Origin of the sequence: Micromonospora okii (genome assembly GCF_020884795.1) — a bacterium.
GTDB classification, from domain to species: domain Bacteria; phylum Actinomycetota; class Actinomycetes; order Mycobacteriales; family Micromonosporaceae; genus Micromonospora; species Micromonospora okii.
On sequence record NZ_BBZF01000028.1, the window covers coordinates 26,254 to 37,364 of the forward strand.

Below are 11,111 nucleotides of genomic sequence, written 5' to 3' on the forward strand. Positions count from 1 at the left end.
GGCCGGCACCGGGCTCCGGCCGGCGGTAGCGGCGGCGGCGCGGCGCAGACGGGACGGCCTGTGCTGGGGAGGTGGGCGACATCGACGTCGCGCCCGAGATTCTGCACGCCCCCTCGGGGGACATGGACAGCCCTCATTTCGGGGACGTCACGGGGATCTACTATTCGACAGCGCTCCGTACGCGCCGCCGGGGGAACGGAGCGGCCCTCCTTCCTGGAGCCCCTGATGCCGACCGCCGACCCGCCCGAAGCCGGGGGATCCGCGCCGGTCGTGGTCCGGTGGGACCGCCTGACCGGCGAACGCTGGCCGCAACTGGCCGACCTGGCCGCCGGTCTGCCCGTGCTCCTCGTGCTGCCCCGCGAGGCGACGGTGGACCCGTTGGCGCTGCTCGCGGCGGGGGTCCGGGCCGTCCTGCGGGACGGCGACGGCCCCGGTGAGCTGCGGCTGGCCCACGCGGCGCTGGACACGGGCGGGTCGTACCTGTCGCCGAGCGTGGCGACGCTGGTCGGCCGCGACGACCGGGGTGCCGCCGCGTCCCTGAGCCCTCGTGAGGTCCAGACGCTGCGGTGCATCGCCCAGGGCCTCACCCACCGGCAGGCCGCCCACCGCCTGGGCGTCACGGAACAGACCGTCAACACGTACGCGAAGCGGCTGCGCCACAAGCTCGGCGCCGCCAACAAGGCCGAGCTGACCCGCCGCGCGGTCGAGCTGGGCTACCTGTCGATGTGACGGGCGTTCCTGCCGGTATTCCTGCCTCCCCCCGCCGGCGGCAACGTAGTTGACTGCTCACGGAGGGGTGAGCGATGTTCGACGTGTGCGTGGTGGTGTCCGAGCCGCTGGCCCGGCGCGGGGTGCGCCAGCTCATCGACGGCAACGACCGGGTGCGGCGCGTGGTCGCCGTCGACACGGTGGGCGAGGTGGGCGCGAGCGGCGCGGGGCCGGAGACGGTCGTGGTCCTGGTCGATCCGCTGCCGCCCGCCGTCCGATGGGCCTGCGACCGGCACCCGACCCTGGTCATGGTGCCGGAGTCGGCGGGCGCCGCGACGCTGTGCGTGATCCGGGCCGGTGCCCGCTCGGTGGTGAGCACCGCGACGGAGCGTACCGAGTTGCGGATCGCCCTCGACGTGACCGCGGCCGGCGGGTTCTACCTGTGTCCGATGCTCACCGCCCGGCTCAGGGCCGGCGCGGGCGAGTGGGACGCGGGCCTCCCGGCGGGCGCGGGCGGGCGGGCGGATGATGCGGCAACCCTCGGTCCCGACCCGGGCGGTGGCACGGGCCCGGCCTGCGCGCCGGGCCTCGGCCCGGTCCGGAACCCGGCGCGGCACCGGGCCGCGCGCCGCCCGACACTCGCCCCCCGGGAGGCGGCGACCCTGGGGCTGATCGCCCAGGGCCTGACCCACGCCCAGGCGGCCCGCCGGCTCGGCATCTCCGAGGCCACGGTGAACACCTACCTGACCCGCATCCGGTCGAAGCTCGACGTGGGGAACAAGGCTGAGCTGACCCGCGAGGCGATCACCCTCGGGCTGGTGCAGCGCCGCCGCGCCGGGACCGACCCGCTCCCCTGAGGGGCCGCGCCCGCCGCCGGACGCGGCGTCATGGCGCGACGGGCTTGCAGAACCAGTGGTGGGCGTACGGCTCGTCGTTGAACGCCTCGACCTCGCGGTAGCCGGCCGACCGGTACAGGGCGATCGCCTCGATGAGGTGGCGGTTGGTGTCCAGCCGGACGGCGGTCCAGCCCCGCTCGGCGGCGTGCCGCTCCAGCTCGTCGAGCATCCGCCGGCCGAGCCCGAGCCCGCGTACGGCGTCGGAGACCCACACCCGCTTGATCTCGGCGGGCGCGTCCCGGTGCAGCTTGACCGCGCCGCAGCCGACGGGCTCGCCGTTGAGCGTGGCGAGCAGGAACACCCCGGCGGGCGGGACGAGTTCCTCGTCGCGCACCGGCCTGCTCAGCGCCGGGTCGAACCCGTCGTCGAACCGCCCGGCGACCTCCCGGGCGTACGCCCGCACGCAGGCCCGCGCCCGTGGGTCGCCCGGCGGGCACGGCTCGATGACCACCATCGACGCGACCAGCAGGCGCTCGACCTCGGCCATCGCCGCGACGAGCCGTTCGCGGCGGCGCTCGGTGAGCGGTTCGAGCAGGGAACGGGCGAACTCGTCGGAGCGCTCGTCCAGCTCGACCCATTCGGCCCGGCCGGCGTCGGTGAGCGCGGCGACCCGCACCCGCCCGTCGCCGACAGCCGGGCCGACGCTGACGAGCCCGTCGCCTTCGAGGGTGCGCAGGAGCCGGCTGAGGTATCCCGAGTCCAGGCCGAGCCGGGTGCGCAGCGCCGCCACCTCGGCGCCGTCGGGGCCGATCTCCCACAGGAGGCGGGACTGCGCCAGCGGGCGTCCGCGGTTCATGTACTCGTCGTCGAGCGCGCCGACCCGCTGGGTGACCGTCCGGTTGAACCGCCGCACCGCGGCAATGAGCCCCTCGTCCATATACCTGACTTTAGTCAGGTATTGGTCGCACGAAGCCAATTAGTGGCCCTCGCCGGACCACTGCCCGTGGAGAGCGCAACCACCATGAGAGGTGGCGGACGCTTCGTACGCGCCTCGTAGGCTGAGCCCCCCGGCCGTCCAGCAGCTTGGAGCCCCTCCCGTGACCACCCCGCCACCTGGTCAGCCCTGGCAGCACCCCTACGGTGCCCCGCAGCCCGGATACACGCCCCCACCCCCCGCGCCCGTGCTCAAGCGCATCCCCGCCGACCAGCCCTTCGTCGTACGGCCGAACGTCGTCAAGCGTGCGCTGGTCATGGGCGGGGTCGTGCTGGTCCTCGTCCTTCCGATCGCCTGCCTGGCCGGCGTCGGCCTCGTGCAGGGGGCCGACCCGCAGGCTCGCGGCAACGCCGTGCTCGGCATCCTCGGCGTGCTCGGCTGCCTGCTGGCCCTGATCGGGCTGCCGCTGGGTCTTCAGCTCTGGCTGATCGGTTCCGGGGGACCGGTGCTGGCGCTCGGCCCGGCGGGGCTCTGGATCCGCACCCGGCCGACGCGGGGGCAGGCCGTCTGGTTGCCGTGGGAGGCCGTCGGGCAGGTCTCGCGCCGCCGGTGGAGCCTGGAGAAGATGCTGGTCGTCGCGCCCCGCGACCCCCGCAGCCTGCAGAATCTCGGGACGTTCACAGCGGTGGACAGCGGGCTGTTGACCGCCTTCTACGGCTCGGGGCTGATCGCGACCCTGAACTTCGCGGACCGCTCGGAGTCGGAGATCCTGGCGGCGGTCGCGCACTACAGCGCCGGCCGCTGCCCGCTCGTCTGACGCCCGGCGGAGGACGGCGGGGCCGGGTGGGCGTACCGTTCCTGGTCGTCATCGTTGGGCCGGCACCCTCCCGGCACCGCCCGCCTGCCGGCCCGACCCGACACTCACCTCCGCCCCGAGACCCGCGCAACTTCAGGGAAAGTGGGGCCATTCCGCGCCGCCAGAGCCCACTTTCCCTGAACTTGTGCAGATCTTGACCGCGCCCCGGCTGTCCGCCTACACCGCACCGGGGTTCCTCGTCGTCGCCGACACCGTGTGGCCGAGGCTGGCCGGGGCCCGGTCGACGACAAGGTCGTGCCGAAGAGCTGCGCGGCCTTCACCGCGCCGCTCCCCCTGCTGAGCAGCGGGACCACCACCACCTCGTGGTCGGTGTGGCTGGAGGTCTTCGACTCGACCGGGCTGATCGGCGTGGACTCCGTGCCGGTCCGCATCCAGATGGTCACCCCCTGACCGACCCCGCCGCACCCGTGGTCCCGCGCCGCCTCGTCGGCGCGGGGCCACGGGCCGTTCCACCCCCGGGCGTACGCGACAGCCGGACGACGGCGACGGCCCCGCCGTGGGTCGCGTCGGCCCCGGATCAGCTCATCGTCGCCAGCAGGTCGCGGCAGGTCTGCTCGCAGGCGCGGCAGGTGTCGGCGCAGACGCGGCAGTGCTCGTGCCGGTCCGCGTGGCCCGCGCACTCGTCGGCGCAGGCCCGGCAGGCGGTGGCGCACGCCTCCAGCAGGCTGCGGCTGATGTTCGCGTCGTATCCGGTGTGCCGGGACAGCACCCGGGCCGTGGTCTCGCAGATGTCCGCGCAGTCCAGGTTCGTCCGGACGCACTTGGTCAGGTCGGCGACCATGTCCTCGCTGAGACAGGCGTCCGCGCAGGCGGTGCAGGTCTGGGCGCAGGCTTTCAGGGAGTCGATCGCGGCGAGCTTCGCCCGATCCAGGTTGATCGACTTCGGGTACGTCTCGAGCATGCGCATGGCGTTGGACACGGGGTCTCCTTCCGTCGGTTCCCCCGGCTACCCGGATGGAGTACTACAACGTCACCGGGCCGGACGTGCTCTGGGCGCGCTACTTCACCGTCAAGAACCCGGCCGACGGGGCCAGCCGCGACGTCGGCTTCACCCAGAAGTTCACCAGGCCGGGCACCAGGGCCGAGAAGATCAACCAGCCGCCGGTCGTGCAGGGCACGCGCATCGACGACCCGACCGAGAGCGTCATCTGCATGGCGTGCCGCGACGGCGACAAGCTGCACATCGTCGAGCGCTCGGCGTCGGCGGCGGACCTCACGGCCTCGGTCGGCGGCAAGCGCCGGTTGGAGGCGACCCTGGAACTCGACGGCGTCCGGGTGGCGCCGAACCCGCCGCCGGGCCGGGGCAACAGCTTCGTCCACTGGACCGTGCCGGCCGCGCCGGGCCGGTACACGCTGCGGACCGTCCGCCACGACGACTTCTCGGGGCAGACGCTGGCGAAGCGGGTCGCCACGGACTGGACGTTCCGCTCGGCCAGTGCGACGGGCACCGTCAAGGAGCCGGCGACCTGCTACACCCAGTGGATCAACATCAGCAGCGGGAAGTGCGACTGGCAGCCGCTGATCCAGCTCGGTCACGACTTCGACCTGGCGCTGGACGACACCACGGCGGCCGGGCGGCCGTACCGGTTCACGGTCACGCCGCACCCGATGCCCGGCGCGCCGCGCATCGCCGGGATGCGGACCTCGGTGTCGTACGACGACGGCGTCACCTGGAAGCCGGCCCTCGTCCTGCCCGCCGGCGGCGGCAGCTACCGGGTGGTCGTCAACCACCCGAAGCTGGCGCGGACCACCGGGGCGGTCTCCGTCCGCACGGAGGCCTGGGACCGCGCGGGCAACCGCGTCGTCCAGACCATCGACCGCGCCTACGGCCTCGCCGAGCCCGGCCGGGGCAACCCGCGCTGACCAGCACCTCCTCCCCACTCGCCCCCCGCGCCCCCGGCGCGGGGGGCGGGCCCGCGTACTACCCTCGCCGCGTGACGCACGAGAACGAGATCACCGCGCCGGTCGACCTGTGCCTTCCGGGCGGGCGGCTCCGGCCCGCCGCCGTGGGGTGGAGCCGCCGGCCGGTGCACCGGGCGAACCTGCGGGGCTGGGGGCGCAACAAGCGCTGGGAGTACTGGGGGGTCGTCACGCCCACCCACATCGTCGGCCTGGTCGCCTCGTCGCTGGACTACGCGGGGGTGCACGGCGTCTACGTGCTCGACCGCGCGACGAGGGTCGAGATCGATCGGGGCACGGTGGTCCCCCTCGCCCGGGGCACCGCGTTCCCGCTGGTCAGCGGCGCGGGCCCCGTGCGCGCCCGGGGCGGCGGGATCTCGATCGACATCGACCAGGACCCGGCGGGGACCACGATCCGCGCCACCGCCCCCGGGGTGGAGGTCGACCTCGTCGTGCCGCTGCCGGCGGGGCACGAGTCGCTCGCCGTGGTGGTGCCCTGGAGCACCCGTCGGTTCCAGTACACGGTCAAGGACGTCGGCCGCCCGGTGCGCGGCACCCTGCGGGTCGACGGGGTGGAGCACCCGGTCGCCGAGGCGGACTCCTTCGCGGTCCTCGACCACGGCCGGGGCCGGTGGCCGTACGCGATCCGCTGGAACTGGGCCGCCGGCAGCGGCCCGGGGCGGGCGATCCAGCTCGGCGGCAGGTGGACCGACGGCACCGGCTCGACCGAGAACGGCCTCTTCGTCGACGGCCGGCTGCACAAGATCGGCGACGAGCTGCGCTGGGAGTACGACCGGAGCGACTGGCTGCGGCCGTGGCGGATGACCGGCGAGCGGGCGGCGGTCGATTTCCACCCGTTCCACGAGAAGGTCTCCCGGACGAACCTCGGCGTGGTCGGCAGCGAGACGCACCAGTGCTTCGGGCACTTCACCGGCTGGGCGGCCACCGACGACGGCGAGCGCGTCGACCTGGACGGCCTGGTCGGCTGGGCCGAGGAGGCGCGCAACCGCTGGTAGCGCGCCCCGCCCGGCAGGGGCTCGGGCGGCGGACGACGCCGCCGCGGCGTCAACGGCCACGAAAGTGCGACGAACCAGCGGGAAAGCGGGCATGCACCATTCCCGGCGATATTTACGCTCAACAATGGTGCTGTTATGCTGCTGCGATGCGAGGCATCGTTTTGGCGGGCGGAACGGGATCGCGGTTGCGGCCCATTACGCAGGCGGTATCCAAGCAACTGATGCCGGTCTTCGACAAGCCGATGATCTACTATCCACTATCAACATTGGTTATGGCGGGCGTCAGCGAGATCATGGTAATAACCGCTCCGGAGGACCAGCCGCAGTTCCGCCGGTTGCTGGGCGACGGAAAGCAGTGGGGCCTCTCCCTGACGTACGGAATCCAGCACCGGCCCGAGGGCATCGCGCAGGCGTTCATCATCGCCCGGGAGTTCCTGGCCGGCGGGCCGGCGGCCCTCGTCCTCGGCGACAACATCCTGCACGGCGTGGGGCTCGGCCGGCAGTTGGTCCGTCAGACCCGGCCGGTCGGCGCCGAGATCTTCGGCTATCCGGTGGCCGACCCGTCGTCGTACGGGGTGGTGGAGTTCGACGGGTCGGGGCGGGTGCTCTCCATCGAGGAGAAGCCGACCCGGCCGAGGTCGCGGTACGTCGTACCGGGGCTCTACTTCTACGCGAGCGACGTGGTGGACATCGCGGACCAGCTCAAACCGAGCGACCGGGGCGAGCTGGAGATCAGCGCGGTCAACCAGGAGTACCTCCGCCGCGGCACGCTGAGCCTGACGCTGCTGGACCGGGGCACGGCCTGGCTGGACACCGGCACCTTCACGGGGCTCGTCCAGGCGGGCGAGTACGTGCGGGTGATCGAGGAGCGGCAGGGCCTCAAGATCGGATGCGTCGAGGAGGCGGCGTGGCGTGCCGGCCTCCTCGACGACGACCAGTTGCGCGCCCTCGCCGAGCCGCTGATCCGCAGCGGCTACGGCGACTACCTGCTCCGACTGCTGGAGTGGAAATCGAACGCATCCCCGCACTGATTCGCCTCCGACCCGACCGGCACGGAATCCGGTCAAATCGAGAAGGGTGACGATCCATGCGCGTCCTGGTCACCGGCGGTGCGGGTTTCATCGGCTCGCACTTCGTCCGGGAACTGCTCGGCGGCGGTTACCCCCAATGGGAGGACGCCCGGACGGTGGTGCTCGACAAACTGACCTACGCCGGCAACACGGCCAATCTGGCACCCGTCGCGGACGACCCGAAGCTGACGTTCGTCCAGGGAGACATCTGCGACCCGGAAATCGTCGGGAAGCTGATGCGCGGCGTCGACCTGGTCGTGCACTTCGCGGCCGAATCGCACGTGGACCGGTCGATCGCGGACGCCTCGGCGTTCGTGCGGACCAACGTGCAGGGCACCTTCACGCTCCTGGAGGCGGCGGTGCGGGCGGGCGTGGGCCGCTTCGTGCACGTCTCCACCGACGAGGTGTACGGCTCGATCGAGCGGGGCGCGTGGGGCGAGGAGCAGCCGCTCGCGCCCAACTCCCCGTACGCGGCGACCAAGGCCGGGTCGGACCACCTGGCGCTGGCCTTCCACCGCACCCACGGCCTGCCGGTCTGCGTCACCCGCTGCTCCAACAACTACGGCCCGTACCAGTACCCGGAGAAGGTCGTCCCGTTGTTCGTCACCAACCTGCTGGACGGCCTCTCCGTGCCGCTGTACGGCGACGGGCGCAACCGCCGGGACTGGCTGCACGTCGACGACCACTGCCGGGGCATCCAGCTCGTCGCGGCGAAGGGCCGGCCGGGCGAGGTCTACCACATCGGCGGCGGCACGGAGCTGAGCAACACCGAGCTGACCGCCCGCCTCGTCGAGATGTGCGGGGCGGACGCCTCCGCCGTCCGCCGGGTGCCCGACCGCAGGGGCCACGACCTGCGCTACTGCCTCGACATCTCGAAGATCTCGGCCGAGCTCGGGTACGCCCCCCGGGTCGGCTTCGCCGAGGGGCTGGCCGCCACGATCGCGTGGTACCGGGACAACCGCGACTGGTGGGAGCCGCTGAAGGCGGCAACTCCGGCGACCGTCTGACGCTTCCGGGGCGGGGCCTGATCCGCGTCAACGCGGGTCGGGCCCCGTCATCCTGCGCGGCCGAAGGCCCCCCGCACGGAAACCCTTGGACGAGAAAACTTGTACCGGCTTACAATTTGTAACCGTGTACAGAATCGGCCGGGAGGTGACGTCGTGCGGGCCATGAGCCGGGACGAGGTGCGGGGTGCCATCGCGAACCGGGAACCGGTCGGGAGCAGGGTGCGCCTGCCGTCCTGGTTCGACGAGATCGCGTGGGACAAGCTCGACTACCTCGGGTGGCGGGACCCCCGAGCGCCGATGCGCGCCTACCTGGTGGCCGACGTCGACGGCGTCGCGACGGGCCTGCTGCTCCGCCAGAATCCGAACCAGGCCGAGCTCGGCGGGCGATCGGTCATGTGCTCGCTGTGCCACTTCATGCGCCGCTTCAACGAGGTCGCCCTCTTCGCCGCGCCGCGCCCCTCCGCCGACAAGCGCCAGCGGCTGAGCACGCTCGGCATCCTCGTCTGCACCGACCTCGACTGCGCCACGAAGGTGCACAGCACGCCCCTCCTCGGGCCGTACGACCCACCGCTCGACGAGATCATCCAGTCGCGCAGGGAGGGGCTGCGGGCGCGTACCGTCGCGTTCCTACGCTCGGTGTCGAGCGCCCAGCGAAGCGTACGAGGGAGGGGATGATGGCGTATCTGGCGCGTGCCGAGCGGCGCCGCTCGATCGTGGAGGCGGCGGCGGCCGTGGTCGAGCGTGACGGCCTGAGCGCGGTGACGGCCAGGATCGTGGCGGACGAGCTCGGCGGGTCGCAGGGACAGATCCACCACCACTTCGCGTCGACCGACGAGCTCGCCGGGGAGGCCTGGCGGCACTACGCCGCGCGGCAGATCGACGAGTACGAGCGCGAGGTCGACGGCCTCGACGCGTACGACGCGCTCGTGCTCTTCTTCGCCGACCTCGTCGGCGCCGACGGCGACGGGCACGCGCTCGCGCGGTGGGCCGAGGCGAACGCACACGCCCAGCAGCGCCCCCTCGTCGCGCGGAGCTACGTCGAGACGCTCACCCGGCTGACCGACGTCCTCGCCTCGGTCCTGGCCGGGGACCCCCACGCCGCACATGCGCGAACGGCCGCCTGGCGGATCCTCATGCTCGGGGTCGGGCTCGCCGGGCTCACCCGCATCACCGAGGACTCTCCCGTACCGGCCCGCGACGTCATGCTGTCGGCGATCCGGGCAGAGACGGGCCGACACTGACCCTGTCCGGTCCGGCTCCGTCCCACCGCGTCCGGCCCCGTTCGAGCGCACCCGCCCCGGCTGCTCAGCACGTCAGCGTGCTCCCGTCGCCGGGGTCGACGCCCAGGGCTGCGGTGAAGCGCCGGTACGCCTCGACCCGCGCCCCCACCTGGGCGGGGTTTCCGCCACCGCACTCCAGACCCCCGTTGATGCTCCGGATGCTCTCGCCGAATCCCCCGCCACCGGTCATCGCGGCGTGCGGGGTCATCGTGCCCGCACCCCGCTGGGTCATCCAGAACCAGAGCGCGGTCTGCCACGCCACCGACGGGTCGGTCTTCACCAGGTCCGGGTTGTTGAGCAGGTCCAGCCCGAGCGCGTCCCCGGCGGCCTTGTAGTTGCTGTTCCAGCTGAGCTGGATCGGCCCGCGCCCGTGGTAGGCGCTCCGGCCGGCGGGGCACCCGTAGGGCTGACCGCCGTCGCAGTAGTTGCCCCACGCGTTCCGGTCGATCTCCTCGACGTGCGCCAGGCCGCCGGACTCGTGGTCGATGTTGGCCAGGAAGGCGGCCAGCTCCCGCTTGCGGGTCCGCTCGTCGCCGGTCCCGGCGAAGGCGGGAAACTTCGCCATTGCGTCGGTCAGTCCGGCGTACGTGTAGAAGGGGTTCCGGGCGGGGAACATCGCGTCGAACGCCGCCCTGCTCACCAGCGAGGCGCCGCCCCCGGCGTCGTCGCCCGGACCGTCGCCGCCGTCCTGCGGGGTGGCGCGGGCGGACGCCGACGGAGACGGGGACGGGGAGTCGTCGGGCGTCGTCAGGCCGTCGACCGTGTAGCGCGCGAAGAGCCCGCGCACCCGGAACGGGTAGCTGTCCAGCACGATGACGGGCATGCCGCCCTGGCGTTCGACCGCTTCAAGGCCCTGTTCCCAGGCCATCAGCGTCAGCGTGAGGTGGTCACCGACGACCTTCTTCGCGTCCAGCAGCCGCTGGGTCTCCTCGGCCAGGTGGCAGAAGTAGCGGGCGTGGGCGTGGATCGAGTCCTCGGGGTCGAGCGCCGACGCCTCGCCGCTGTCGTCGTCGTCCTCGCCGAACCTGTCGAAGACGTCGGGCGTCAACTGGGAGAGCCCCTTGCGTCCCTGCGGGCCTTCCTTGTCCGCGTCGAAGTCGGACGCGTACTCGATCTGCGCCGCGATGATCACGGGAGTGAGCAGGTCACACTTCCCGGCGGCGGCCTTGATGGGCGCGACGAGGTCCCGGTCACGCAGGCTCTCCTCGTCGAAGGCGCCGTCGCCGTCCCCGCCGGCGAGCTCGATGAGGACGCTGCCGCCGGCCCCCGGGCCGAGGGTGCTGGACGGATCGGGCGAGTACGAGGTCATCTGCGAACCGCTGAGCAGGATGATGATGATCAGGACGACCAGGGCCAGCGCCGCCAGCACCGCCAACGGGAGCATCCCGACCGCCGAGATGATCAGCCAGGCCAACTGCGTCGCGCCGAACCGGGTCACCGACTGCTGCGCCGCCTGCGCCGCCCGCATCTTCCCCGCCACGGCC

Annotated in this window: 13 protein-coding genes; 10 read left to right on the forward strand and 3 right to left on the reverse strand. The window is 72.8% G+C overall.

The genetic code is table 11. From position 1 onward, the window contains the following. Positions 1-225: 225 nt before the first annotated feature. On the forward strand, positions 226-729 hold the full coding sequence (locus LPU43_RS26265) for a response regulator transcription factor (RefSeq protein WP_229403219.1): 504 nt from the start codon (positions 226-228) through the stop codon (positions 727-729). A 74-nt stretch (positions 730-803) separates the two neighbouring features. Further along, a complete protein-coding gene (locus LPU43_RS26270) occupies positions 804-1,565 on the forward strand; it encodes a helix-turn-helix transcriptional regulator (protein WP_229403220.1) in 762 nt (253 codons plus the stop codon). A 28-nt stretch (positions 1,566-1,593) separates the two neighbouring features. Here the strand turns inward: LPU43_RS26270 and LPU43_RS26275 are convergent, their stop codons facing one another. Then, entirely contained in the window at positions 1,594-2,481 is an 888-nt protein-coding gene (locus tag LPU43_RS26275) for a bifunctional helix-turn-helix transcriptional regulator/GNAT family N-acetyltransferase (RefSeq protein WP_229403221.1), read from the reverse strand. Positions 2,482-2,641: 160 nt separating this feature from the next. On the opposite strand from LPU43_RS26275, the gene LPU43_RS26280 reads away from it, so the two are divergent. Both LPU43_RS26280 and LPU43_RS26285 read left to right on the forward strand, forming a co-directional pair. After that, positions 2,642-3,295, forward strand: coding sequence for a hypothetical protein (locus tag LPU43_RS26280; protein ID WP_229403222.1), 654 nt, complete (start codon positions 2,642-2,644; stop codon positions 3,293-3,295). 255 nt (positions 3,296-3,550) lie between these two features. After that, positions 3,551-3,745, forward strand: a complete 195-nt coding sequence (locus LPU43_RS26285; RefSeq protein ID WP_229403223.1) for a hypothetical protein — start codon at positions 3,551-3,553, stop codon at positions 3,743-3,745. Positions 3,746-3,872: 127 nt separating this feature from the next. Here the strand turns inward: LPU43_RS26285 and LPU43_RS26290 are convergent, their stop codons facing one another. Next, a complete protein-coding gene (locus LPU43_RS26290; RefSeq protein ID WP_229403224.1) occupies positions 3,873-4,274 on the reverse strand; it encodes a four-helix bundle copper-binding protein in 402 nt (133 codons plus the stop codon). 35 nt (positions 4,275-4,309) lie between these two features. Here LPU43_RS26290 and LPU43_RS26295 point away from each other — a divergent pair, with 35 nt between their 5' ends. From LPU43_RS26295 to LPU43_RS26320, 6 genes are all read left to right on the forward strand, one after another. Next, positions 4,310-5,218: a hypothetical protein gene (locus LPU43_RS26295; RefSeq protein ID WP_229403225.1), complete on the forward strand. Its 909-nt coding sequence runs from the start codon at positions 4,310-4,312 to the stop codon at positions 5,216-5,218. A gap of 71 nt (positions 5,219-5,289) precedes the next feature. Beyond that, complete coding sequence (locus LPU43_RS26300; protein ID WP_229403226.1) at positions 5,290-6,270, forward strand: DUF2804 domain-containing protein; 981 nt, start codon at positions 5,290-5,292, stop codon at positions 6,268-6,270. Positions 6,271-6,416: 146 nt separating this feature from the next. Beyond that, a complete protein-coding gene (gene rfbA / locus LPU43_RS26305; protein WP_229403227.1) occupies positions 6,417-7,301 on the forward strand; it encodes a glucose-1-phosphate thymidylyltransferase RfbA in 885 nt (294 codons plus the stop codon). 56 nt (positions 7,302-7,357) lie between these two features. Further along, a complete protein-coding gene (gene rfbB / locus LPU43_RS26310; RefSeq protein ID WP_229403228.1) occupies positions 7,358-8,347 on the forward strand; it encodes a dTDP-glucose 4,6-dehydratase in 990 nt (329 codons plus the stop codon). Between the two features lie 162 nt (positions 8,348-8,509). Then, positions 8,510-9,022, forward strand: a complete 513-nt coding sequence (locus LPU43_RS26315; RefSeq protein WP_229403298.1) for an FBP domain-containing protein — start codon at positions 8,510-8,512, stop codon at positions 9,020-9,022. Next, positions 9,022-9,588, forward strand: a complete 567-nt coding sequence (locus tag LPU43_RS26320) for a TetR family transcriptional regulator (RefSeq protein ID WP_229403229.1) — start codon at positions 9,022-9,024, stop codon at positions 9,586-9,588. Before LPU43_RS26315 ends, LPU43_RS26320 begins: the two co-directional genes overlap by 1 nt. A 64-nt stretch (positions 9,589-9,652) precedes the next feature. Here LPU43_RS26320 and LPU43_RS26325 read toward each other — a convergent pair whose 3' ends face one another. Further along, the gene (locus LPU43_RS26325) at positions 9,653-11,107 is read right to left on the reverse strand and encodes a glycoside hydrolase family 19 protein (RefSeq protein WP_229403230.1); all 1,455 of its coding nucleotides are present in this window, start codon (positions 11,105-11,107) and stop codon (positions 9,653-9,655) included. Positions 11,108-11,111: the final 4 nt, after the last annotated feature.

Bases quoted from the DNA above. Each gene is read 5' to 3' on its own strand.
- rfbA (WP_229403227.1), top strand. From the start codon at position 6,417: ATGCGAGGCATCGTTTTGGCGGGCGGAACGGGATCGCGGTTGCGGCCC.
- LPU43_RS26270 (WP_229403220.1), top strand. From the start codon at position 804: ATGTTCGACGTGTGCGTGGTGGTGTCCGAGCCGCTGGCCCGGCGCGGG.
- LPU43_RS26265 (WP_229403219.1), top strand. From the start codon at position 226: ATGCCGACCGCCGACCCGCCCGAAGCCGGGGGATCCGCGCCGGTCGTG.
- LPU43_RS26275 (WP_229403221.1), bottom strand. From the start codon at position 2,481: ATGGACGAGGGGCTCATTGCCGCGGTGCGGCGGTTCAACCGGACGGTC.
- LPU43_RS26295 (WP_229403225.1), top strand. From the start codon at position 4,310: ATGGAGTACTACAACGTCACCGGGCCGGACGTGCTCTGGGCGCGCTAC.
- rfbB (WP_229403228.1), top strand. From the start codon at position 7,358: ATGCGCGTCCTGGTCACCGGCGGTGCGGGTTTCATCGGCTCGCACTTC.
- LPU43_RS26315 (WP_229403298.1), top strand. From the start codon at position 8,510: ATGAGCCGGGACGAGGTGCGGGGTGCCATCGCGAACCGGGAACCGGTC.
- LPU43_RS26320 (WP_229403229.1), top strand. From the start codon at position 9,022: ATGGCGTATCTGGCGCGTGCCGAGCGGCGCCGCTCGATCGTGGAGGCG.